Origin of the sequence: Ramlibacter humi (assembly GCF_004681975.1) — a bacterium.
In the GTDB taxonomy this organism is placed as follows: domain Bacteria; phylum Pseudomonadota; class Gammaproteobacteria; order Burkholderiales; family Burkholderiaceae_C; genus Ramlibacter; species Ramlibacter humi.
Map to the genome: position 1 here is coordinate 112,824 of NZ_SMLK01000004.1, position 21,949 is coordinate 134,772.

Sequence of the window (21,949 nt, forward strand, 5' to 3'; positions counted from 1 at the left end):
TTCCCACGGTGGCAAGGTCAACGGCCACCCGTTGACCTTGCTTGATGCAGGGCAAACGCCGCCCCGGACTTGACCTTACCATGATGGAAAGGTTCAGACTGGCATCCATGGACACCACCCTCACCCCGCCCGTGCGGCTGCAGATCGAAGGCATGACCTGCGCTTCGTGCGTCAACCGCGTGGAGCGCGCGCTGAAGAAAGTGCCCGGCGTGGCGGGCGCGGAAGTGAACCTCGCGACGGAAACGGCCGAGGTGCGGCTGGCGGGCGGCGCCGACACCGCCGCGCTGTCCGCCGCGGTGGAAAAGGCCGGTTACCACGCGACGCTGCTGCAAGATGAACAGCCGCACGACGCGCCCTTGCAGAGCCCCTGGCCGGTCGTGCTCTCCGCCCTGCTGTCGCTGCCCTTCCTGCTGCAGATGATCGCCATGGCCGCGGGCAGCGGCTGGATGCTGCCGGGCCTGCTGCAATGGGCGCTGGCGACGCCGGTGCAGTTCTGGCTGGGCGCGCGCTTCTACCGCGCGGGCTGGGCGGCGCTGCGTGGCGGCACCGGCAACATGGACCTGCTGGTGGCGCTGGGCACCAGCGCGGCCTACGGGTTGAGCACATGGCAGCTGCAGGCGCACGGCGGCCACGGCCACCTGTACTACGAAGCGTCGGCGCTGGTCATCACGCTGGTGCTGCTGGGCAAGTGGCTGGAAGGCCGCGCCAAGCGGCAGGCCACCGATGCCATCCGCGCGCTGAATGCACTGCGGCCGGACACCGCGCGGGTGCGGCGCAATGGCACGGAGACGGAGATCGCCGTCGCGCGACTCGTGCGTGGCGACCTGGTGGTCGTGCGCCCCGGCGAGCGCATCCCCGCCGACGGTGAAGTGACCGAAGGGCGCAGCCACGTGGACGAATCGCTGCTCACCGGCGAAAGCCTGCCGGTGCCCAAGGAAGCCGGCGCTCGCGTGACCGGTGGATCGGTCAACGCCGAAGGCCTGCTGGTGGTGCGCGCCACGGCGCTGGGCGCGGAGAGCACGCTGGCACGCATCGTGCGCCTGGTGGAATCCGCGCAGGCGAAGAAGGCGCCGGTGCAGCGGCTGGTGGACAAGGTCAGCGCGGTGTTCGTGCCCGTGGTGCTGGGCATCGCGCTGCTCACGCTGCTGGGCTGGGGCCTGGGCACGGGCGAGTGGGACATGGCCATCCTGAATGCGGTGGCCGTGCTGGTCATCGCCTGCCCTTGCGCACTGGGCCTGGCCACGCCGGCGGCCATCATGGCCGGCACCGGCGTTGCCGCGCGTCACGGCATCCTGATCCAGGACGCGCAGGCGCTGGAGCTGGCACACCGCGTCAACGTCGTCGCGTTCGACAAGACCGGCACGCTGACCGAAGGCAAGCCTTCGCTGGTACTGGCGCAGCCGAATGGCATCGCGGACGAAGAGTTGCTGCGGCTGGCGGCTTCGCTGCAGGCGGGCAGCGAGCATCCGCTGGCGCGGGCGGTGGTGGATGCGGCGCGCGCGCAGGGCATCACCCCTGTTCCGGCGGAAGGCGTCACGGCGGTGGCCGGCCGCGGCATCACCGGCCGCGTGGCAGGCCGCGAACTGCGCCTGGGCAGCACGCGCTGGATGGCGGAACTGTCGGTCGAAAGCGGATCCCTCGCGGAAGCCGCTCAACGCGCGCAAGCCGAAGGCCGCACCGTGTCGTGGCTGGCCGACGTCGGCGGGCCTCCCCGCCTGCTGGGCCTGCTGGCCTTCGGCGATTCGCTCAAGCCCGGCGCCGCCGCGGCGATGGCGGCACTGCGCCAGGAAGGCGTGCGCACCGCGCTGGTTTCCGGCGACAACGCCGGCGCGGCCAACGCGGTCGGCCGGCAACTGGGCATCGACGCCGTGCACGCCGAAGTGCTGCCGCAGGACAAGGCGCGCCTTGTCGCCGGCCTGCGCGAAGGCGGCCACGTGGTCGCGATGGTCGGCGACGGATTGAACGACGCGCCGGCGCTCGCGGCCGCCGACGTCGGCATCGCGATGGCCACCGGCACCGACGTGGCGATGCACGCGGCCGGCGTCACGCTGATGCGCGGCGACCCCGCGCTGGTGGCCGACGCCATCGACGTGTCGCGCCGCACCTTCGCCAAGATCCGCCAGAACCTGTTCTGGGCCTTCGCCTACAACGTCGTGGGCATCCCGCTCGCCGCGCTGGGCTGGCTGAGTCCCGTCGTCGCCGGCGCGGCGATGGCCTTCAGCAGCGCCAGCGTGGTGGGCAACGCGCTGCTGCTGCGCCGCTGGAAAGGAGCTTCCCGTGACTGAAACCCTGTTCAACATCGGCGAGGCCGCGCGCCGCTCCAACGTGTCGGCCAAGATGGTCCGGCACTACGAATCGCTGGGCCTGCTGCCCGCGGTGAACCGCACCGACGCCGGCTACCGCCAGTACGGCGACCGCGAGGTGCACACGCTGCGCTTCATCCGCCGCGCGCGCGACCTGGGGTTCTCGATGGCGGAGATCGCCGAGCTGCTGAAGCTGTGGCAGAACCGCCGCCGCTCCAGCGCCGACGTCCGCCGAATCGCGTCCGCCCACGTCGCCGATCTCACGCGCAAGCTGGAAGAAATGGAAGCGATGCGCCGCACGCTGCAGACGCTGATCCATTGCTGCCACGGTGACCACCGGCCGGATTGCCCGATCCTGGAGGAGCTGGAGGGGGCCTAAGCCGCCGAGCGATCCCGCACGCGCCGCGCCCGCAGATCAGCATCAACCGTGCGTGACCTTCAACCCCACGATCCCCGCGAAGATCAACCCCAGGCAAGCCAGCCGCGCCACCGTCGCGGGTTCGCCGAACAGGACGATGCCCAGCACCGCGGTCCCTACCGCGCCAATGCCGGTCCACACCGCGTAAGCCGTCCCCACCGGCAGCGACCTCATCGCCCACCCGAGCAACAGCACGCTGGCCACCATCGCGGCCACCGTGCCCACCGACGGCCACAGTTTCGAGAAGCCTTCGGTGTACTTCAAGCCGATCGCCCAGCCCACCTCGAACAGCCCCGCGACGCACAACACGATCCAGGCCATGGCCCGCCTCACTCCGGGAAAGAGGGAACACCGAACTCGCCGCCGCGCTGTTGCGCGCGCTGGTAGGCGGGACGCTCATGGATGCGACGCAGCCAGTCGGCGATCTTCGGCCGGCCCGCGAGGCCGATGCGCTTCTCCGCGGCTTCCAGCGGATAACTCATCTGGATGTCCGCCGCGCTGAACGCCTCGCCCGCGAACCACGGGCGCTGCGACAGCTCGGCCTCGATGAAGTCCAGGTGCCGCTTCATCTGCGGCAGCACGAACGAGTTGCGGCCCTGGTCGGCGATCTTGCGCGTCACCGGCTTCAGGAAGAACGGCACCTTGGCACGCTCGATGCCGTCGAACAGCAGCTTCACCAGCAGCGGCGGCATCAGCGAGCCTTCGGCGTAGTGCAGCCAGTACAGGTAGCGCGCGCGGTCCGGCGCGCCGGGCGCGACCGCCAGCGCCGAACCTTCGCGCTCCGCCAGGAATTCGAGGATGGCGCCGGACTCGGCCAGCGTGCGCCCGTCCTCGGTGACCACCGGCGACTTGCCCAGCGGGTGCACCGCCTTCAGCTCCGGCGGCGCGAGCAGCGTGCGCGGATCGCGCTGGTAATGCTGGATCTCGTAGGGCAGCCCCAGCTCCTCCAGCAGCCACAGCACGCGCTGCGAGCGCGAGAGGTTCAAGTGGTGGACGGTGATCATCGCAAGGCCTTTCAGGAGGCCGCGATGCTACCCGCGGGAAGCACCACCGGTCAGCTGAGCACTTCGAGCCCGTGCTTGTCGACGACCGAGAGCAGCTTCGCGGAACTGCCGCTGGGGCGCTTGGCCCCTGATTCCCACTGCTGCAACGCCGAGGTGCTAACGTTCAGGCTGCGCGCGAAAAACGCCTGGCTGGCGTTGACCTTCTGCCGGATGCGGACGACATCGGCAGCCGTGTATTCAGGCGGGGCCAGGCACAACTCTTCGTAGGAACGCAAGGTCTTCTTGTCGATCAGGCCCGCCCGCTCCATGTCGCCGGCGAGTTCAAGGATGGCGGCCATGGCGCCGCTCCTGGGCTTGCGCGACACCTTACGCGTTGGCGCTCTCGGCGCTTTTGCAGTCATTGCAGATCTCCCGGACAGAGCCTTCGCTCACGAGTCTCGCGATGCCTTGCAGGCCACCTACACCCAGTGCCGCCGCCAGTCCACGGAATCCGGCCAGTTCATCGTGCCTGATGTTCTCGCGATCGGACTTTGCATACAGATAGGCGAACAACCAGAACGCGCCGGACTTCGCGACCACGATCGCGCGGCCGCGGTTGTCCATCACCCGCTTCTTCCAGACGCTGCCGCCCAGGTCGTCGCCCTTGCCCTGCTCCAGCTCCGCGGCGGCCTTGCAGAGCTCCCTGTCACCCAGCCCGGCCTTGATGGCCAGCCGGGCGAAGCTCCTGGTCTTGAAGGTCTTTGCCGCAGGTTGGAACGATTTGTTCACTATACCACCTGGTGTGATAGCTTGCAGATCGGCCATTCCACTCCAGGCCCACCGAAAAGTGACTGGCCGAACGCGCCATCACTCGGCAGAGGTGGGGGCAAGCTCGCGCGCGGCAGCGTTGGCGACCGGCGCCTGCGCGGGCAGCCGCGCCTGCTCGTAGTCGAGCATCTCCATCAGGTGGTGCATCACCTCGTCGCCGATCTCGTTGCCGCGCCACAGGCGCAGCAGCTCGGCCCGCTCGGCGCGGATGGCCGCGTGGCGCAGGCGGTTCACCAGTTCCATGCGCGGCGTGAGCTCCTCGCCTTCGGAAGCCACCAGCCCGATGCGTTCGGCGATCTCGGCCTTCAGGCCCTGCGCCCATTGCGCGGCGACGCCCGCGCCCGCCAGCTCGCGGTCGATGGCGGCCAGCGCCGCGGTGCTCATCGAAGCGCGGATGCGCAGCTGCTCCTGATGCAGGCTCCAGTCGGCGCCCACCTTCAGCCAGCGGATCAGCGGCGTGAGCGTCAGGCCCTGCCCCACCAGCGTGGCGACGATCACCACGAAGGTCAGGAAGATGACCAGGTCGCGGTGCGGGAAAGCCGCACCGTTCGGCAGCGTGAGCGGCAACGCCAATGCGGCGGCGAGCGAGACGATGCCGCGCATGCCGCACCAGCCGATGATGGCGAGTTCCGCCTTGTTGGGCCGCCGCTGCTCGCGCAGGTGCGACACGCGCTGCGGCAGGTAGCCGACCGGGAACACCCAGGCGAACCGCACGGCGATGGCCACCACCGTCACGAGGCCTGCGATGGCCGCGAGTTGCCCTGTGGGGTAGCGGCCCAGGCCCGCCAGCACCACGGGCAACTGCAGCCCGATGAGGATGAACACCACGCTGTTCAGCAGGAACACGAGCAGGTTCCACACCGAGCGCGCCATGATGCGCATCTCGGCCGACACGATCTCCGGTGCGTAGCGGCCGCGCACCAGGCCCGCCGCCACCACCGCCAGCACGCCCGACGTGTGCACCGCTTCCGCCGCCATGTAGGCCGCGTACGGAATCGTCAGCACGGTGAGCACTTCGATGAACGGATCGCCCAGCTTCTGGTGCACGGCGATGTACACGAACGCCAGCACGATACCCACCGCGATGCCGCCCGCCGACACCAGCGCGAACTGCGCCGTCGCGTCCACCAGCGAGAAGCTGCCGGTGAGCACCGCGGCGACCGCGAATTTGTAGAGCACCAGGCCCGACGCGTCGTTCATCAGGCTCTCGCCTTCGAGGATCGTGACGATGCGGCGCGGGATGTTCAAGCGCGAGAGGATGGCGGTGGCAGCGACTGCATCCGGCGGCGACACGATGGCGCCCAGCACGAAGGCCGCGGCCCAGGGCACGTCGGGCACCATCAGTTTCAGCGCGGCCCCGACGGCCAGCGTGGTGGCCGCGACCAGCCCGATGGCCAGCAGCGAGATCGGCCGCAGGTGCGCCTTGAAGTCGGTCCAGGACGTGAGCAGCGCGGCCTGGTACAAGATGGGCGGCAGCACCGCCACCAGGATCAGCTGCGGATCGAACGTGGTGGACGGCAGGTTGGGCACCAGCCCGAGCAGCGCGCCGCCCGCCACCAGCGCGATGGGGTACGGAAACTTGAAGTGCCGCGCCACCCAGCCCAGCGCCACGGCGCTGAGCAGCAACACGAGCAGCAACTGGAGCAGCGCCATGGGCTGCGATTATGGCTGGGCTGCTGCTGGATGCCATCGAATGCGGGAGCGGGGTCCGCAGCGCAGAGGACGCAGAGAACAACAAAACGAAGCTTTGGGGTCTGCCTCTGCGTTCTCTGCGCTCCTCTGCGTTCTCCGCGTTGCGGACCCCGTGTTCTTCGATCCTAGAAATCCGCTCGAAGTCCAATCCGCAGACTGCGTCCCGGCAGCGGCACGCGGCCCGGCAGGCTTTGGGTGAGGATGGAAGTGGCGCTGTACGCGAGGCGGTCGGTGAGGTTGTCCAGCCGCACATAAGTCATCAGCTCGGCGGGGCCGGCCTTGGTCTTGTACGTGAGCGCAGCGTTCCACAGCGTGTAGCCGGCGACCGCGACGTCGCCCACGGGCACGCGCGACTGGCGTGCGTACGCATCGAAGCCGAAGCGCGCGCCCCACGCGCCTTGCGTCCACACCAGGGTGGCGCCGGCGCGGGCGGGCGCGATGCGCGGCAACGGCTGGCCGAGGGTGAGGTTGTCGGCGCGCACGAGGTCGGCCCGCCACTCCAGGTCCAGCACCGGGTCCGCGCGCAGCAGCCGCACGTTGCCTTCCGCTTCGATGCCGCGGAAGCGCGCGGCCACGGCCTGGTAGGCGAACTCGGGCAGCACCTGCTCGGTGCAGCCGGATTCCACCGAAGTGCCGTCGCCGCAGTTGGTGACCCCGACACCCGCACCGTTGCCGGAGGCGTCGCGCGTGATGCCGGTCGACAGCAGCGCCACGTAGCGCGAGAAGCGCGTCTGGTAAGCGCCCACGCGCGCGCGGTCGGCGCCGGACTTCCACTGCACGGCGGCTTCGGCGCTGGTGGCGCGCTCGGTGCCCAGCGTGGCCTGCCCCACTTCGTACGCGCCGGTGGCGACGTGCGGGCCGTTGGCGAACAACTCGTAGTCCTTGGGCGCGCGCTCGGTGCGGCCCAGGCTGCCGGTCAGCTGCCACGCGGGCGCGACGTTCCACTCGGCGCCCAGCGATGCGCTGGTGGGAGAGAAGCTGCGCCGCGCAGGTGCGAACCTCGCAAGCACCGGATCACCCGGTGTCGATACATCCACGCTTTCGCGCCGCAGGCCCGCCGTGAGCTGCCCCCACGACTGCGGCCACGCTTCGTAGAGGAACAGCGCGCGCTGGCGCGTGTCGCTGGGCGGCACGAAAGCTTCGGCGCCTTGCGCGGAGAAGGTCGCGTTCTCCGCCTGCAAACCGATGAGACCGCGCAACGGGCCGATGGGCGCATGGCGCGCTTCGATGCGCAGGTCGTCGCCGTTGCTGCGGAACGTGGTGCCCGGAACGCCGTCTTCGAACTCGGTGTGGTGGTAGCGGCTGCCGGACGCTTGCACCTTCACGCTCTCGAAGCCGGGCAGCGGCTGGCGCACCAGGCTTTCGAACGCGACGCGCTGGCTGCGCATGCGCAGGCGCACATCCGCTTCGGCCACCGATCCGTAGCTGCTTTCCGAACTGCTGGCCGACAGGCCCGCGTAGCCGCGGTCGAAGAACAGCGAGCCGCCCACCGCGCCGCCGCGCGCCTGCCCATCCGAGTTGCACAGACGGCTGGCGGTGGTCGTGCCGCTGCTGCGCGCGCACGCCAGCGAGAGGGGCACGCGCACGTCGTCGTTGCGGCGGTCGAAAGCGTCGGCATGCAGGCCGATGCGGTCGTTGCCGCCTTCGACCATCGCGGAGCCCGACCGCTCGCGCGAGCCGGTGGCGCCGGACACCTCGGCCTTGCCGGTGACGCCGCCGATCGGCTCGGTGGGGATGCGCCCATCGACGAGGTTCACCACGCCGCCGATCGCGTTACCCCCGTACAGCAGCGCGCCGGGGCCGCGCAGTACCTCGATGCGGTCGACCGCCAGCGGGTCGATGGACACGGCGTGGTCGTAGCTCACGCTCGACGCATCGTGCATGGCGCCGCTGTTCTCCAGGATGCGGATGTGGTCGCCGTCCATGCCGCGGATGACGGGCCGGCTGGCCGTGGGCCCGAAGTAGGTGCTGCTGACGCCGGGCAGGCTGTTCAGCGTTTCGCCGAGCGACGATTGGCGGCGCAGCAGCAGCCCATCGCCGGACAGCGTGCTGACGGGCGCCGCGGGCTGCTGGTCGCCCAGTGGGTTGGCGGTGACGGTGACCTCGCGCAGCGTCTGTGGCTGCGTTGGGGATTGGGCCTGCGCGGCGATGGCGCAGGCGAGAAGGCCGGCGCAGGCGCCGGCACGCGTGGGAAAAGACATGGAAGGAACCTTCGCGAAATCGATGGGCGGACAGACGCGTGCGGCGGCGAAGCCGTCACGCGTCCAGCGGCGGTGCGATCAGCGAAGGGCGGGCGGGCCGCGGGCGTCGAACAGCGCGGCCCAGCGCGCCAGCGCCAGGCCATGCAGCGCCCGCACCACCACCGTGGGCGGCAGCAGCGCGGGCAGCACGACGGGCACGCAGGGTGCGGCATCGCCGTGCGACAGCTGGTCGAACAGGCGGCAGGTACCGTCGTCGTGGGCCTGGAACAGGCCGGCCAGCGGGGGCTTCGATTCAGCCGCGGGTGCGGCAACGGAAACAGGATGGGCCAGCGGCGCGTGCGCGATGCCGTGCAGCAGGCCGATCAGCTGCGCGAGCAGCAGCACCGGCAGCAGCAGGACGATCAGCGCGCGGCGTGCGGCCATCGCAAGGTCACTTCACCGAGACGCCGTCGGTCAGGCGGTAGTACAGGCCGTACGGGTCGTCGGCCAGCAGCGCGAAGCGGCCTTCCACCACCACCGGGTCGAGCGTGTAGCGCACCGGCGTCTTCGTCTTCACTTCGACCATGCTCTCCGGGCCGCCGGGCGTGCAGAAGCTGCAGGTCAGCGGCACCGACGACAGCAGGAAGTGCGTGTGCTTCTCGCCCGGCTCCAGCGGCATCATGAAGCCCTGCACCCGCTGCGGCTTCTGCTGCAGGGCCAGCTGTTCGGCCTGGAAGGCCGGCAGCACGCGGTTCTTGTCGACCTTGGTCTTCACCGAGGTGAGCACCGACCACGGCACCACGTCGCCGCGCTGCGGCAGCGGCGCGAACGGGCTGTCGGGGCTGTGCACGCCGGGGCCGGTGCCCATGGGCACGGGGGCGGTCTGCGCATGCGCGGCGGCGGCCAGGACGGCGGCGGTGATCAGGGCCAGGGTTCGCTTCATCGGGCGGTCCTCGGTAGAAGGCGGCATTGTGCTTCATCGGGGATGAAAGCGGACTCCCTTGCGCAGAGTTCGCAGAGGTACGCAGAGGACGCGGAGAAGTCCAAAGAGAATTTCAAAGGCATTCCTCTGCGCTCTCCGCGAATCCTCTGCGAACTCTGCGCAAGGGAGTCCACTTTCTACCGCGCGTTCAGCAGCTCACCGGCGTCCGTGCGATACGCACCAATCGCCGGCACCAGCGCCGCGGCCAAGGCCACCGCGGCGGCCAGAGCGGGGATCCAGAGCTCCTGCGGCAGGAACAGCGCGCCGGTCAAGGGCAGCGATTGCCGTTCGGCCAGCAGCGCGCCGGTGATGCCCATCAGCACGTGGCCAACGGCCAGGCCCAGCAGCGAAGCCGCCAAGGCCAGCCACAGCGCTTCCGCCAGCAGCAGGCCGGCGATGCGGCGCGGCGGGGCCCCCAGCATGCGCAGCGTGGCCAGGTCGGCGCGGCGCTCGCGCACGGCGTTCCACAGCGCGATGAAGACCGACAGGCCCGCGGTCAGCAGCAGCACGAAGCCGACGCCGCGCAGCACTTCGCTGCCCACGCCCAGCATGCGCAGCAGGCGCGAGACTTCCAGCGCGGGCGCGGCCGCCTGCATGGGCGTGGTGGCGTTCACCTGGCGCGGCAGCGAGACGGCGGCCAGCGGCGTGCGATAGCGCACCAGCGCCGCGGTGACCTCGCGCTTCGCATCGTCTTCGTCGTGGTCCTGCTCCATGCCGGGCGCGTGGTGCTCGTGCACTTCCCACACCGATTCCAGCGAAGTGAGCAGCAGGCGGTCGGCCACGCAGCCGCAAGGCGCGAGCACACCGGCGATCTGGTACGGCTTGGCCGCATGCGCGTCGCCGCCGCCGGCCAGCCCGTGGCTGCCGGCGAAGCGCATGCCCGGGGCCAGGTGCGCGGCGGCAGCGGCCTGCGCGCCGGCCACGGCCTGCATCGGCTGCAACCACGCATGGCCCTGTGCGACTTGCAGCTTGTAGTGCGCCAGGTAGTCCGGCGTGGTGCCGACGATGCGGAAGCCCTCGTAGCTGTCGCCCAGGCTCAGCGGGATGACCTGGGCCACCAGCGGGTGCTTCGCCAGTTTCTGCACTTCCGCGAGCGGCACGTTGCCGGTGGGCGCGTCCAGCTGGAACACCGCCGACAGGATCAGCTGCATCGGGCTGCCCTTGGCGCCCACCACCGCGTCGATGCCGGCCAGGTCACGCTCGAAGGCCCGCTGCACCTGCTCGCTGGCCAGCAGCACGAAGGTGATGGACGCCAGCCCCAGCGTGAGCAGCAGCAGGTTCAGCAGCGCCTGCAGCGGGCGCGAGAACAGGTAGCGCAGCGACAGCGTGCCGACGTTCATGCGGCCACCGGCGCGTGGAGCGGCAACGATTGCGCGCGCGGCAAGGCTTCGCGCACCCGGCGATCGTGCGTGGCGATGACCAGCGTGGCGCCGCATCGCGCGGCCGCCTGTTGCAACAACGCGAGCGCGGATCCGGCGGCTTCGTCGTCCAGGCTCGCGGTGGGCTCGTCGGCCAGGATCACTTTCGGCGCAAGCAGCACCGCGCGCGCCAGCGCCACGCGTTGCGCCTGCCCGCCCGAAAGTTGGGATGGCCGGCGGTGCGCGAGGTCCGCCACGCCCAGCGCCGCCAGCGCTTGCTCCACCTGCGCTTCGCTCGCGGGCAGTCCCGCCGCGAAGTACGCGAGCGACAGGTTGTGCACGACGTTCAGGGCTTCGCTCAGATGCAGCTTCTGAGGCAGGAAGCCGATGCTGCGGCCGCGCCAGTGATCGCGCGCCACGCCGGACAGCGCACGCAGATCCTGTTGCGCGACGACGAGTTCGCCATCGGCCGGCGCGCGCAGTCCCGCGACCAGGGCCAGCCAGCTGGACTTGCCCGCGCCCGAGCGCCCCTGCAGCAGCAGCGTGCCGCCCTGCGGCACGTCGCAGTCGGGAAAGCGCAGCGCAGGCGCGCCGGGGTACGCGAAGGCGAGAGAACGGGTGCGGATCACGCGCGGCGCGTCAGGCCTTCACCAGGTCAGTGAAGGTCTTGCGGAACTTGGCCACCTTGGGTGCGGCGACCGCCAGGCAGTAGCCCTGGTACGGGTTCTTCTCGAAGAAGTCCTGGTGGTATTCCTCGGCCGGCCAGTAGTTGGTGAGCGGCTCCACCTCGGTGACGATGGGCTGGCCGAACAGCTTGTCCTGGCTCATCTCCCGGATCAGGTCGTCGGCCACCTGCTTCTGCTCTTCGGTCGTGTAGTAGATGCCGCTGCGGTACTGCGTGCCGGTGTCGTTGCCCTGCCGGTTCAGCTGGGTGGGGTCGTGCACCACGAAGAAGATCTCCAGGATCTGCCGCAGCGTGATCTGCGCGGGGTCGTAAGTGAGCTTCACCACCTCGCTGTGGCCGGTGTTGCCGGTGCACACCTGTTCGTAGCTGGGCTGTTTCACCGTGCCGTTGGCGTAGCCCGATTCCACGTCGGTCACGCCGCGCACCTTGACGTACACCGCCTCCGTGCACCAGAAGCAGCCACCGCCGAGTGCGATGGTTTGCAGGTCGCTCATGGGAACTCCTTGGAAGGAGTGGAACTGTAGCCGCGCGGCGCCGCGTGCGTGCTCCGCGGCCGCCTCCATCACTCCCGCGAGGGCGGGAATCCATGGATCCCCGCCTGCGCGAGGACCACGCCTCTTCGGTCTTACGATCGCGGCCCATGCTGTCCGGAGAACTCAAGCCGATCCTCACCGCCCTCGTGCTGCCGCCGGTGGCGCCGCTGCTGCTGGCGTTGCTGGGGCTGGTGCTGGCATGGGGCAAGCGGGCACGGATCGGGCTGGCGTTGATCGGCGTCTCGATCGCTGCGCTGTGGCTGCTCTCCTGCTACCCCGTCGCGACCCGCTTGTCCGAAGCGCTGTTGCCGCCCGTGCAGGCGGTCAAGCCCGAGGACCTGGCCGGCGTGCAGGCCATCGTCGTGCTTGGCGGCGGCACGCTGCCGGCCGCACCGGAATACGGTGCCGCGCAGCCGGCCACGCCGACGCTGGGACGACTGCGCTACGGCGCCTGGCTGGCCAGGCGCACCGGCAAGCCGCTGGCTTTCGCCGGCGGCGTGGGCTGGGCGGCGGCGGACATGCAGATGCCGCCGGAAGCCGAAGTGGCCGCCCGCGCCGTGCAGGATTTCGGCGTGACGCTCCGCTGGGCCGATTCGAAATCGCGCGACACCGTCGAGAACGCGAACGAGATGAAGCGGCTGCTCGCGGCCGATGGCGTGACGCGCATCGCGCTGGTCACCGACTTCTGGCACATGCCGCGGTCAGTGCTGGCTTTCGAACGCGCCGGCTTCAGCGTGCTGCCCGCACCGACGGGCTTCCCCGCGCCGATGGTGCGCCCACTGCTGGCCTGGCTGCCGTCCCCGGAAGGGCTGGCGCTGTCGCGCGCGGTGATCCGCGAAGCGCTCGGCCTGTGGGTGGCGCGCTGACCCTTCCCGTCCCAAATCGCCTTTGCTGACGCGCATTTACCGGCGCGACACGCGCTGGCGCCTTGACGGTCGCGGGCGCTCAAGGCTACATTACTAACCAGTCAGTCAGTAAATCCCATGTCCCTCAGCAAACTCATCGGTGCCCGCGGCGAAGCCGCCGCGGACGACGTGCCGGCCAAGCGCGAACGCCGCAAGGAAGCGCGGCCGAAGGAGCTGCTCGACGCCGCGCTGGACCTGTTCGTCGAGAAAGGCTTCGCCGCCACCCGTGCCGAGGAAGTCGCCGTGCGCGCCGGCGTCTCGAAGGGCACGCTGTTCCTCTACTTCCCCAGCAAGGAAGACCTGTTCAAGGCGGTGGTGCAGGAGAACATCTCCGGCCGCTACGCCGAGTGGAACCAGGAGTTCGTGGACTTCGAAGGCACCTCGGCCGACATGGTGCGCTACTGCATGAAGGTCTGGTGGGACCGCATCGGCGCCACCCGTGCCAGCGGCATCACCAAGCTGATGATCAGCGAGGCGCGCAACTTCCCCGAGCTGGCGGCCTTCTACCAGCAGGAAGTGATCAACCCGGGCAAGCGCCTGATCCGCCGCATCCTGCAGCGCGGCGTGGACAGCGGCGAGTTCCGCGCCGGCATGGACCTGGAATACGCGGCCTACGCCATCTCCGCGCCGATGATCTTCCTGATCATGATGAAGCACTCCCTGGCCGCGTGCGCGCCGGAGGACTACCCGCTCGACCCCGAGCGCTACGTGATGCAGCAGGCCGACGTCGTGCTGCACGGCTTCTGCGCCAAGCCCGAAGGAACCGACCGATGAAGCGTTACGTCCGCTGGATCGTCATCGCGCTGGTGCTGCTGCTCGTGGCGGGCGGCGCGATGCGCGCCCTCTCCGCCCGCAAGCAACGCGCGGCCGCCGAAGCCGCCGCGCCCAAGGCGCAGTCGGTGATCGAACTGGCCGCCACCGACGTGCTGAAGGCCGGGCAGGTCGACCTGACGCAGGGCCTGCCCGTGTCCGGCTCGCTGCGCGCGGTGAATTCCGCCGTGGTGAAGGCCCGCGTGGCCGGCGAGCTGCAGGGCCTGGCCGTGCGCGAAGGCGACGCGGTGCAGGCCGGCCAGGTCATCGCCCGCATCGACGCCACCGAATCGCAGGCGCGGCTGCGCCAGGCGCAGGAGCAGGCCGAAGCCGCGCGCGCGCAGATCGACATCGCGCAGCGCCAGTGGGACAACAACAAGGCGCTGGTCGAGCAGGGCTTCATCTCGAAGACGGCGCTGGACACCTCGGAGAAGAGCTACGCCGGCGCCCGCTCCACCTACCAGGCCGCGATGGCCGCGGTGGACATGGCGAAGAAGACGATGGAAGACACCGTGCTGCGCGCGCCGATCGCCGGCGTGGTGTCGCAGCGCCTGGCGCAGCCCGGCGAGCGCGTGGCCGTCGATGGCCGCGTGGTGGAGATCGTGGACCTGAGCCGCCTGGAAGTGGAAGCCACGCTCACCGCCGCCGACTCGGTGCGCGTGCGCGTCGGCCAGGAAGCGCAGCTGAACATCGAAGGCCTCACGGCGCCCGTCGTGGCCAAGGTCGTGCGCATCAACCCCAGCGCGCAGGCGGGCAGCCGCAGCGTGCTGGCCTACCTGTCCATCGCGGATGCCGCCGGCTTGCGCCAGGGACTGTTCGCGCAAGGGCAACTCGCCACCGGCCGCGCCGCGGGCCTGGCCGTGCCGCTGTCGGCCATCCGCACCGACAAGCCGTCGCCTTACGTGCAGGTGGTGGACAACGGCCAGGTGATGCACAAGCAGGTGACGCCGGGTGCGCGCGGTGAAGCGAGCCAGGAGACCTGGGTCGGCGTGGAAGGTGTGCCGGCCGGCGCGACGGTGATCAAGGGGCACGTGGGGCCTTTGCGTGAAGGCACGCCGGTGAAGTTCACCGGCGCCGCTTCGCGTCCGGCCGGCGCGGCGTCGGGCATCAAAGCCGCCCTCCTCCGTCATTCCCGCGAAGGCGGGAATCCAGTCCGAGGACTGCCCGGCGTGCTGGCGCGCGCTTCCGGATCCCCGCCTGCGCGGGGATGACGGAGTAGCACCATGTGGTTCACGCGCGTCAGCCTGAAGAACCCCGTCTTCGCCACCATGCTGATGCTGGCGCTGGTGGTGCTGGGCCTGTTCTCCCTGCAGCGGCTGAACGTCGACCAGTTCCCCAACATCGACTTCCCGGTGGTGGTGGTGCAGACCGAATACCCGGGCGCGTCGCCCGAGGTGGTGGAGAGCGAGGTCACCAAGAAGGTCGAGGAAGGCGTCAACTCCATCGCGGGCATCAACGCCCTCACCTCGCGCAGCTACGAGAACCAGTCGGTGGTGATCATCGAGTTCCAGCTGCACATCGACGGCCGCAAGGCGGCGGAAGACGTGCGCGAGAAGGTCGCTGCCATCCGCCCCTCGTTCCGCACCGAGGTGAAGGAACCTCGCGTGCTGCGTTTCGACCCGGCCAGCCGCGCCATCTGGTCCGTGGCCGTGCTGCCGGACACGGCGAAAGGCGCCAAGGCGATGGGCCCCGTGGAGCTCACCAACTGGGCCGACCAGGTGCTGAAGAAGCGGCTGGAGAACGTGCGCGGCGTGGGCTCGGTCACGCTGGTGGGCGGCAGCAAGCGCGAGATCAACGTCTACCTGAACCCGCAGGCGATGGAAGCCTTCGGCATCACCGCCGACCAGGTGGTGGCCGCCGTGCGCAACGAAAGCCAGGACCTGCCGGTGGGCGCCATCCGCTCGCTGGCGCAGGACCGCGTGGTGCAGATCGACGCCCGCATGCAGCGGCCGGAAGACTTCGGCGGCATCATCGTCACGCGGCGCGGCAACGCGCCGGTGCGGCTGGACCAGGTGGCGCGCATCAACGACGGCGCGCAGGAACTCGACAGCCTGGCCCTGTACAACGGCAGCCGCACGCTGCTGCTGTCGGTGCAGAAGGCGCAGGACGAGAACACCATCTCCGTCACCGACGGCCTGAAGCAGACCATCGCCGAGATGCAGGCGCAGCTGCCGCCGGGCGTTCGGCTGGAACCCATCCAGGATGCTTCGCGGCCCATCCGCGTGGCGGTGGAGAACGTGCGCAAGACGCTCATCGAAGGCGCCGTGCTCACGGTGCTGATCGTCTTCCTGTTCCTGAACTCGTGGCGGTCCACGGTCATCACGGGCCTCACGCTGCCCATCGCGCTGATCGGCACGTTCCTGTTCATGTACGCCTTCGGCTTCTCGGTGAACATGGTCACGCTGATGGCGCTGTCGCTCTGCGTGGGCCTCCTGATCGACGACGCCATCGTGGTGCGCGAGAACATCGTGCGCCACGTGCAGATGGGCAAGAGCCCCTACCAGGCGTCGCTGGACGGCACGCAGGAGATCGGCCTGGCGGTGCTGGCCACCACCTTCTCCATCGTCGCGGTGTTCCTGCCCATCGGCTTCATGGGCGGCATCATCGGCAAGTTCTTCCACGAGTTCGGCATCACCATCGTGGCCGCGGTGATGATCTCGATGTTCGTCAGCTTCACGCTGGACCCGATGCTGTCGTCGATCTGGCACGACCCGGAGATCGACAGGCACTCCCACTCCGTTCGGCCTGAGCTTGTCGAAGGCAGCGCAGAGCCCTTCGACAAGCCCAGGGCGAACGGGTGGTACGACAAGACCATCGGCCGCGTCACCGGCTGGTTCGACCGCGCGACCGAATCTCTGGCGCAGGGCTACCAGTCACTGCTGCGCTGGTCGCTGTCGCACAAGCTGGTGACGCTGCTGGCCGCCGCTGGCATCTTCGTCACCAGCATCTTCATGGTGCCGCTGCTGGGCACCGAGTTCGTGCCCAAGGCCGACTACTCGGAAACCTCGGTCAACTTCTACACGCCGGTGGGCTCGTCGCTGGAAGTGACCGAAGCGAAGGCCCGCCAGGTGGAAGCCATCCTGCGCGAACTGCCGGAGGTGAAGTACACGCTGTCCACCATCAACACGGGCGCGGCGGCCGGCAAGATCTACGCGAGCGTCTACGTGCGCCTGGTCGATCGCAAGGAACGCACGCGCAACGTCGACCAGCTGTCCGGCGTGCTGCGCAAGCGCCTGGAGTCGGTGCCCGGCATCACCGTCACGCACGTCGGCCTGGTCGACGCGGTGGGCGGCAACAAGCAGGTGGAGTTCTCGCTGCTGGGCCCCGACCAGAAGGAGCTGGAGAGGCTGGCGCGCCTGGTGATGGAACGCATCCGCGGCATCCCGGGCCTGGTGGACCTGGATTCCAGCGTGAAACCCGACAAGCCCACCATCCAGGTGCAGGTGAAGCGCGATTCCGCATCCGACCTGGGCCTGTCGGTCGGCCGCATCGGCGCCGCGCTGCGCACGCTGGTGGCCGGCGAGACGGTGGGCAACTGGCGCGCGCCCGACGACCAGACCTACGACGTCAACGTGCGTCTCGCGCCCGAGGCGCGTGTGTCCCCGCAGCAGCTGGACCGCCTGCCCTTCGCCACCGGCACCAACACCGACGGCACGTCGCGCGTGGTGCGGCTGAACCAGGTGGCCGAGGTGCGCGAAGGCACCGGCCCCAACCAGGTGAACCGCCGCGACCTGACGCGCGAGGTGGCCATCAACGCCAACACCGCCGGCCGCGCCGCGGGCGAGGTGTCGGCCGACATCCGGAAGGTGATGGACGGCATCGCCCTGCCCCCGGGCTACCGCTACCAGTTCAGCGGCTCGGCCAAGAACATGGCGGAATCGTTCGGCTACGCGGTGTCGGCGCTGGCGATGGCCATCATCTTCATCTACATGATCCTGGCCAGCCAGTTCAAGAGCTTCCTGCAGCCGCTGGCGCTGATGACGTCGCTGCCGCTCACGCTGATCGGCGTGGTGCTGGCGCTGATGACGTTCGGCTCCACGCTGTCGATGTTCTCCATCATCGGCATCGTGATGCTGATGGGCCTGGTGACCAAGAACGCCATCCTGCTGGTGGACTTCGCCATCCGCGCCCGCGAAGAGGGCGTGCCGCGCGCCGAGGCGCTGCTGCTGGCGGCCCGCGTGCGGCTGCGCCCCATCCTCATGACCACGCTGGCCATGATCTTCGGCATGGTGCCGCTGGCTTTCGCGCTGAGCGAAGGCTCGGAGCAGCGCGCGCCCATGGGCCAGGCGGTGATCGGCGGCGTCATCACGTCGTCGCTGCTCACGCTGGTGGTGGTGCCGGTCGTGTACTGCTACCTGGACGACCTGGCGGCGTGGCTGCGGCGCAAATCCTCCGTTCGGCCTGAGCCCTTCGACCGCGCTCAGGACAGGCCTGTCGAAGGCCCGGCCCTTCAAGGCGGTGGCGGCGGCGCCCAGCCCGTCCCGGCTTCTAAAATCGACGGTTTGTCCTGACTTCCGCGAAGCAAAAGCCATGAGCACGCCTTCCGTCGAACAACTCCGCTTCAACATGATCGAGCAGCAGATCCGCCCCTGGGACGTGCTCGATCCCGAAATCCTGGGACTGCTGCAGAAGGTGCGGCGCGAGGAGTTCGTCCCGCCCGCGCACCTCGGGTTGGCCTTCGCCGACCTGATGATCCCGCTGCGCGGGCGTCCCGACGAAGCGATGCGCCTGGGCCAGGTGATGCTGGAACCCAAGATGGAGGCCCGCCTGCTGCAGGAAGTGAGCCCCCGCCCGCACGAAAAGGCGCTGGAAGTCGGCGCCGGCTCCGGCTACATGGCCGCCCTGCTGGCCGGCCGCGCCCAGCGCGTCATCACGCTGGAGATCGAACCCGAGCTGGCGAAGATGGCGCGCGACAACCTGCAGCGCGCCGGCATCCGCAACGCGGAAGTGCGCGAAGCCGACGGCTCGCAGGGCCTGGCCGCCGAAGGCCCGTTCGACGTCATCGTGCTCAGCGGATCGGTGGCCGACGTGCCGCAGGCGCTGCTGCAGCAGCTGAAGGTGGGCGGCCGCCTGGCCACCATCACCGGCGGCGAGCCCGTGATGCGCGCCACCCTCATCACGCGCACCGGCGAGGCCACCTTCACGACCGCGCAGCGCTGGGACACGCTGGCCCCTCGCCTCGTGAAATTCCCCGAGCCTTCGCGCTTTTCCTTCTGACGACGCCCGACCGATGATCGACCAGGTCCGCCCTTCCGACCTCGACGCCTGGCTGGCCGCGCAAGACGGCGAAGCCGTGGTGCTGGACGTTCGCGAGGCGCCCGAGCTGCGCGCCGCGAGCGTCGCGCCGCAAGGGTTCGAGCTGGTGTGCATCCCGATGAACGAGGTGCCCGCCCGCCTGTCGGAACTGGATCCCTCCCGCCCGGTGGCCTGCCTGTGCCACCACGGCGCGCGCAGCATGCGCGTGGCCATGTTCCTGGCCCACAACGGCTGGGAACGGGTGGCGAACATCGCCGGCGGCATCGATGCCTGGTCGCTCGAACGCGACCCGTCCGTGCCCCGCTACTGAACGAAGCGACAAGAGCAAGGACGGACGAATGACACCCTCGCGGCGACTCCCCCTCGTGGCAGCCCTGGCCGCGGCCATGGCCGCCGGCCCGGCGGGCGCGCAGAGCCTGCAGGAGCTGTACGAATCGGCGCGCGCGTACGACGCCGCCTGGCAGTCGGCGCGATCGCAGTACGACGCCAACCTGGCGCGCGCCGAGCAGGCCCGCGCGGGCATCCTGCCGACGGCGGGCCTGGCGGCCACGGTCAGCCGCTCGTCGTTCGAGATCAACAACCCGCGCCTGGACCGCGGCTTCGGCACGCAGGGCGCCACGCTCACCGCTTCGCAGCCGCTGTACCGTCCGGCCAACTGGGCCACCTGGCAGCAGGGCAAGCTGCAGGTGGACCTGGCCGAAGCGCAGCTCACCGCCGCCAGCCAGGACCTCATCATCCGCGTGAGCCAGGCGTACTTCGACGTGCTGGCCGCGCAGGACACGCTGGCTTTCGTGCGCGCGCAGAAGACGGCGGTGAACGAACAGCTGGCGTCGGCCAAGCGCAACTTCGAGGTGGGCACCGCCACCATCACCGACACGCGCGAGGCGCAGGCCCGCTTCGACCTGGTCACCGCGCAGGAGATCCAGGCCGAGAACGACCTGCGCGTTCGCAAGCTGGCGTTGGACACGCTCACCGGCCGCACGGAAGCACAGCCGCTGCCCATGGCCGTGCCCCTGGCGCTGCCCGCGCCCGAGCCGTCCAGCGTGGAAGCCTGGGTGTCGCAGGCCGAAGCCGCCAGCCCCACCATCGCGCAGGCCCGCACCAACGTCGACATCGCCGACTGGGAAGTGGAAAAGGCCAAGGCCGGCCACAAGCCCACGGTGGACCTCACCGCCAGCTACGGCGTGCAGCGCAACCTGAACGGCACCACCACCACGCTGGTGGACAGCCGCACCAACCTGGGCCAGGTGGGCGTCACCGTCAACCTGCCGCTGTTCGCGGGCTTCGCCACGCAGAACCGCATCCGCGAGACGCTGGCGCTGGAAGAAAAAGCCAAGACCGACCTGGAAAACGCGCGCCGTACCGTGGCGCAAGCCACCCGCACCGCGTACTACGGCGTGATCTCCGGCCAGGGCCAGGTGCGCGCGCTGGAAGCCGCGGAAGCTTCCAGCCAATTGGCGCTGGATGCCAACCGCCTGGGTTACCAGGTCGGCGTGCGCATCAACATCGACGTGCTGAACGCGCAGAGCCAGCTGTTCCAGACCAAGCGCGATCTCGCGCAGGCCCGCTACAACGTGCTGCTCGGCCACCTGCGCCTGCGGCAGGCGAATGGCACGCTGCAGTCGGAAGACCTCACCAGGCTGAACGCGCTGGTGGTGAAGTAAGCCGCTGCGCGGGTCAGCCGGGGATGTCCGGCTCCACCAGCGCCGCCAGCTGCAGCAGCGATTCCTGCCAGCCCAGGTAGCACATCTCCAGCGGGATGGCTTCGGGGATGCCGGACTGCACCACCTTCAGCTCGGTGCCGCAGATCACGGGCGTGAGCGTGACGGTCACTTCCATCGTGCCGGGCAGGTTCGGGTCGTCGAACCTGTCGACGTAGCGGATCCGCTCATTGGGCACCAGCTCCAGGTATTCGCCGCCGAACGAATGGCCGCCGCCGGTGGTGAAGTTGGTGAACGACATGCGGAAGGTGCCGCCCACCTTGCCTTCGAAGTGGTGCACGGTGCAGGTGAAACCGTGGGGCGGCAGCCACTTGGCCATGGCCGCGGCTTCGAGGAAGGCGCGGTAGACCTTCTGCGGCGGGCAGCGCAGCACGCGGTGGAGATGGACGGCTCGGGCGGACATGTTCGGCTCCTTGGGGTTGGGGGACCGGGACGATTCCCGGCCACACCTGCACGACGAACGGCGGGCCGCGTTTTCGACATCGGTCCGCCGCATCCTGCCATGCCCGTCAGGGCGTCGCGGGGCGAGTGCCTGCCGCGGCGGCGTCCGCACTCTCGTGGCTGAGCAGCCGCACGCGCTCATGGTCCGCCGTCAGCAGCGGCAGCACGCGGCTGGCGACCAGCCACGACACGCCGAAAGCCACCAGCCCCACCGCCTCGCCGCGGAACACCAGTGTCGGCACGCCGTCGTTGCGCAGCGAGCCGCCCGTGAGCTGGTCGTACCCGATCACCGCGATGCTGCCCAGGATGGCGGCGGCGCACGCCAGGTAGATGCCGCCGCGCACCCTCGCCTGCGGGCCGGGCTTGGCCTTCGCGCGTCCGTAGAACACGAGGCAGAAACCCGCCAGCACCAGGAACATCACGGCCGCGGAAGCGCCGTGCACGCCGCGGATGATCTGGTCGCGCCCGCCGCATTCGCACGGGAACATCGCGACGCCCAGTGCCGCTAGCGCGGCCACTTTGCTCATGACCATCTCCAGCGTGCCCTCGCCGTTGTACGCGAGCAGGAACGCGCAGATCGCGAACAGGAAGCCGACCAGGATGTCGCGGGCCCAGCCGCCCGCGTGGTAACTGGCGCTGATGGAATCCAGCTGCCCGCCGGCGAAGTAGTTGGTCAGCCAGGGCAGGCTGAGGGCGATGACGCCGACGATCAGCTTGAGCGTCTGGCGGTCGATCTCGTAGAGCTTGAAGCGGTGAGCCATGGAAAGTCCTCTCTCTTCGGTGAGTACTGCCTCCATGGAGACGGCCGTGCGGCCGCGCCGGCCTGCCGGCCCGGCTGCGGGTTCGTCCCCTCC

At 69.8% G+C, this 21,949-nt stretch carries 22 protein-coding genes; 9 read left to right on the forward strand and 13 right to left on the reverse strand.

Annotation, left to right across the window (positions count from 1 at the left end):
• The first annotated feature begins 107 nt into the window (after nucleotides 1-107).
• On the forward strand, nucleotides 108-2,285 hold the full coding sequence (locus tag EZ216_RS13615; RefSeq protein ID WP_239024382.1) for a heavy metal translocating P-type ATPase: 2,178 nt from the start codon (nucleotides 108-110) through the stop codon (nucleotides 2,283-2,285).
• Nucleotides 2,278-2,682 (forward strand): Cu(I)-responsive transcriptional regulator, encoded by a 405-nt coding sequence (cueR, locus tag EZ216_RS13620; RefSeq protein WP_135250330.1) that lies wholly within the window; start codon nucleotides 2,278-2,280, stop codon nucleotides 2,680-2,682. The genes EZ216_RS13615 and cueR overlap by 8 nt, the downstream gene beginning before the upstream one ends.
• A gap of 42 nt (nucleotides 2,683-2,724) precedes the next feature.
• Here the strand turns inward: cueR and sugE are convergent, their stop codons facing one another.
• The 11 genes from sugE to msrA all read right to left on the reverse strand — a co-directional run bounded on the left by sugE (nucleotide 2,725) and on the right by msrA (nucleotide 11,923).
• The gene (gene sugE / locus EZ216_RS13625) at nucleotides 2,725-3,042 is read right to left on the reverse strand and encodes a quaternary ammonium compound efflux SMR transporter SugE (RefSeq protein ID WP_135250331.1); all 318 of its coding nucleotides are present in this window, start codon (nucleotides 3,040-3,042) and stop codon (nucleotides 2,725-2,727) included.
• 8 nt (nucleotides 3,043-3,050) lie between these two features.
• Nucleotides 3,051-3,725: a glutathione S-transferase family protein gene (locus EZ216_RS13630; RefSeq protein WP_135250332.1), complete on the reverse strand. Its 675-nt coding sequence runs from the start codon at nucleotides 3,723-3,725 to the stop codon at nucleotides 3,051-3,053.
• A 50-nt stretch (nucleotides 3,726-3,775) separates the two neighbouring features.
• Complete coding sequence (locus tag EZ216_RS13635; protein WP_135250333.1) at nucleotides 3,776-4,063, reverse strand: helix-turn-helix domain-containing protein; 288 nt, start codon at nucleotides 4,061-4,063, stop codon at nucleotides 3,776-3,778.
• 28 nt (nucleotides 4,064-4,091) lie between these two features.
• The gene (locus EZ216_RS13640; RefSeq protein ID WP_135250334.1) at nucleotides 4,092-4,529 is read right to left on the reverse strand and encodes a type II toxin-antitoxin system RelE/ParE family toxin; all 438 of its coding nucleotides are present in this window, start codon (nucleotides 4,527-4,529) and stop codon (nucleotides 4,092-4,094) included.
• Between the two features lie 42 nt (nucleotides 4,530-4,571).
• Nucleotides 4,572-6,185, reverse strand: a complete 1,614-nt coding sequence (locus EZ216_RS13645; protein ID WP_135250335.1) for a Na+/H+ antiporter — start codon at nucleotides 6,183-6,185, stop codon at nucleotides 4,572-4,574.
• Nucleotides 6,186-6,349: 164 nt separating this feature from the next.
• A complete protein-coding gene (locus EZ216_RS13650) occupies nucleotides 6,350-8,425 on the reverse strand; it encodes a TonB-dependent receptor (RefSeq protein ID WP_135250336.1) in 2,076 nt (691 codons plus the stop codon).
• Nucleotides 8,426-8,503: 78 nt separating this feature from the next.
• Entirely contained in the window at nucleotides 8,504-8,848 is a 345-nt protein-coding gene (locus EZ216_RS13655; RefSeq protein WP_135250337.1) for a hypothetical protein, read from the reverse strand.
• A 7-nt stretch (nucleotides 8,849-8,855) separates the two neighbouring features.
• Entirely contained in the window at nucleotides 8,856-9,347 is a 492-nt protein-coding gene (locus EZ216_RS13660) for a DUF3299 domain-containing protein (protein WP_239024383.1), read from the reverse strand.
• A gap of 176 nt (nucleotides 9,348-9,523) precedes the next feature.
• Nucleotides 9,524-10,726: an FtsX-like permease family protein gene (locus EZ216_RS13665; RefSeq protein WP_135250339.1), complete on the reverse strand. Its 1,203-nt coding sequence runs from the start codon at nucleotides 10,724-10,726 to the stop codon at nucleotides 9,524-9,526.
• Nucleotides 10,723-11,373: an ABC transporter ATP-binding protein gene (locus EZ216_RS13670; RefSeq protein WP_135250340.1), complete on the reverse strand. Its 651-nt coding sequence runs from the start codon at nucleotides 11,371-11,373 to the stop codon at nucleotides 10,723-10,725. Before EZ216_RS13670 ends, EZ216_RS13665 begins: the two co-directional genes overlap by 4 nt.
• Before the next feature lie 10 nt (nucleotides 11,374-11,383).
• Nucleotides 11,384-11,923: a peptide-methionine (S)-S-oxide reductase MsrA gene (gene msrA, locus EZ216_RS13675; RefSeq protein WP_135250341.1), complete on the reverse strand. Its 540-nt coding sequence runs from the start codon at nucleotides 11,921-11,923 to the stop codon at nucleotides 11,384-11,386.
• 146 nt (nucleotides 11,924-12,069) lie between these two features.
• Between msrA and EZ216_RS13680 the strand changes: the two genes are divergently transcribed.
• From EZ216_RS13680 to EZ216_RS13710, 7 genes are all read left to right on the forward strand, one after another.
• A complete protein-coding gene (locus EZ216_RS13680; RefSeq protein WP_135250342.1) occupies nucleotides 12,070-12,828 on the forward strand; it encodes a YdcF family protein in 759 nt (252 codons plus the stop codon).
• Between the two features lie 117 nt (nucleotides 12,829-12,945).
• On the forward strand, nucleotides 12,946-13,641 hold the full coding sequence (locus EZ216_RS13685) for a TetR/AcrR family transcriptional regulator (RefSeq protein ID WP_135250343.1): 696 nt from the start codon (nucleotides 12,946-12,948) through the stop codon (nucleotides 13,639-13,641).
• On the forward strand, nucleotides 13,638-14,888 hold the full coding sequence (locus EZ216_RS13690; RefSeq protein WP_135250344.1) for an efflux RND transporter periplasmic adaptor subunit: 1,251 nt from the start codon (nucleotides 13,638-13,640) through the stop codon (nucleotides 14,886-14,888). Before EZ216_RS13685 ends, EZ216_RS13690 begins: the two co-directional genes overlap by 4 nt.
• 12 nt (nucleotides 14,889-14,900) lie before the next feature.
• The gene (locus EZ216_RS13695; RefSeq protein WP_135250345.1) at nucleotides 14,901-18,188 is read left to right on the forward strand and encodes an efflux RND transporter permease subunit; all 3,288 of its coding nucleotides are present in this window, start codon (nucleotides 14,901-14,903) and stop codon (nucleotides 18,186-18,188) included.
• A gap of 19 nt (nucleotides 18,189-18,207) precedes the next feature.
• Nucleotides 18,208-18,894 (forward strand): protein-L-isoaspartate O-methyltransferase family protein, encoded by a 687-nt coding sequence (locus EZ216_RS13700; protein WP_135250346.1) that lies wholly within the window; start codon nucleotides 18,208-18,210, stop codon nucleotides 18,892-18,894.
• 13 nt (nucleotides 18,895-18,907) lie between these two features.
• A complete protein-coding gene (locus tag EZ216_RS13705) occupies nucleotides 18,908-19,243 on the forward strand; it encodes a rhodanese-like domain-containing protein (protein WP_135250347.1) in 336 nt (111 codons plus the stop codon).
• A gap of 28 nt (nucleotides 19,244-19,271) precedes the next feature.
• Complete coding sequence (locus EZ216_RS13710) at nucleotides 19,272-20,597, forward strand: TolC family outer membrane protein (RefSeq protein WP_135250348.1); 1,326 nt, start codon at nucleotides 19,272-19,274, stop codon at nucleotides 20,595-20,597.
• A gap of 13 nt (nucleotides 20,598-20,610) precedes the next feature.
• On the opposite strand, the gene EZ216_RS13715 is transcribed toward EZ216_RS13710, so the two are convergent.
• The gene (locus EZ216_RS13715; RefSeq protein WP_135250349.1) at nucleotides 20,611-21,057 is read right to left on the reverse strand and encodes an SRPBCC family protein; all 447 of its coding nucleotides are present in this window, start codon (nucleotides 21,055-21,057) and stop codon (nucleotides 20,611-20,613) included.
• A gap of 106 nt (nucleotides 21,058-21,163) precedes the next feature.
• A complete protein-coding gene (locus EZ216_RS13720; protein WP_135250350.1) occupies nucleotides 21,164-21,856 on the reverse strand; it encodes a hypothetical protein in 693 nt (230 codons plus the stop codon).
• Nucleotides 21,857-21,949: the final 93 nt, after the last annotated feature.

Bases quoted from the DNA above. Each gene is read 5' to 3' on its own strand.
- msrA (WP_135250341.1), bottom strand. From the start codon at position 11,923: ATGAGCGACCTGCAAACCATCGCACTCGGCGGTGGCTGCTTCTGGTGC.
- sugE (WP_135250331.1), bottom strand. From the start codon at position 3,042: ATGGCCTGGATCGTGTTGTGCGTCGCGGGGCTGTTCGAGGTGGGCTGG.
- EZ216_RS13640 (WP_135250334.1), bottom strand. From the start codon at position 4,529: ATGGCCGATCTGCAAGCTATCACACCAGGTGGTATAGTGAACAAATCG.
- EZ216_RS13715 (WP_135250349.1), bottom strand. From the start codon at position 21,057: ATGTCCGCCCGAGCCGTCCATCTCCACCGCGTGCTGCGCTGCCCGCCG.
- EZ216_RS13655 (WP_135250337.1), bottom strand. From the start codon at position 8,848: ATGGCCGCACGCCGCGCGCTGATCGTCCTGCTGCTGCCGGTGCTGCTG.
- EZ216_RS13695 (WP_135250345.1), top strand. From the start codon at position 14,901: ATGTGGTTCACGCGCGTCAGCCTGAAGAACCCCGTCTTCGCCACCATG.
- EZ216_RS13690 (WP_135250344.1), top strand. From the start codon at position 13,638: ATGAAGCGTTACGTCCGCTGGATCGTCATCGCGCTGGTGCTGCTGCTC.
- EZ216_RS13705 (WP_135250347.1), top strand. From the start codon at position 18,908: ATGATCGACCAGGTCCGCCCTTCCGACCTCGACGCCTGGCTGGCCGCG.
- EZ216_RS13720 (WP_135250350.1), bottom strand. From the start codon at position 21,856: ATGGCTCACCGCTTCAAGCTCTACGAGATCGACCGCCAGACGCTCAAG.
- EZ216_RS13680 (WP_135250342.1), top strand. From the start codon at position 12,070: ATGCTGTCCGGAGAACTCAAGCCGATCCTCACCGCCCTCGTGCTGCCG.
- EZ216_RS13650 (WP_135250336.1), bottom strand. From the start codon at position 8,425: ATGTCTTTTCCCACGCGTGCCGGCGCCTGCGCCGGCCTTCTCGCCTGC.
- EZ216_RS13635 (WP_135250333.1), bottom strand. From the start codon at position 4,063: ATGGCCGCCATCCTTGAACTCGCCGGCGACATGGAGCGGGCGGGCCTG.
- EZ216_RS13660 (WP_239024383.1), bottom strand. From the start codon at position 9,347: ATGAAGCGAACCCTGGCCCTGATCACCGCCGCCGTCCTGGCCGCCGCC.
- EZ216_RS13665 (WP_135250339.1), bottom strand. From the start codon at position 10,726: ATGAACGTCGGCACGCTGTCGCTGCGCTACCTGTTCTCGCGCCCGCTG.
- EZ216_RS13645 (WP_135250335.1), bottom strand. From the start codon at position 6,185: ATGGCGCTGCTCCAGTTGCTGCTCGTGTTGCTGCTCAGCGCCGTGGCG.
- EZ216_RS13700 (WP_135250346.1), top strand. From the start codon at position 18,208: ATGAGCACGCCTTCCGTCGAACAACTCCGCTTCAACATGATCGAGCAG.
- EZ216_RS13685 (WP_135250343.1), top strand. From the start codon at position 12,946: ATGTCCCTCAGCAAACTCATCGGTGCCCGCGGCGAAGCCGCCGCGGAC.
- EZ216_RS13615 (WP_239024382.1), top strand. From the start codon at position 108: ATGGACACCACCCTCACCCCGCCCGTGCGGCTGCAGATCGAAGGCATG.
- EZ216_RS13630 (WP_135250332.1), bottom strand. From the start codon at position 3,725: ATGATCACCGTCCACCACTTGAACCTCTCGCGCTCGCAGCGCGTGCTG.
- EZ216_RS13710 (WP_135250348.1), top strand. From the start codon at position 19,272: ATGACACCCTCGCGGCGACTCCCCCTCGTGGCAGCCCTGGCCGCGGCC.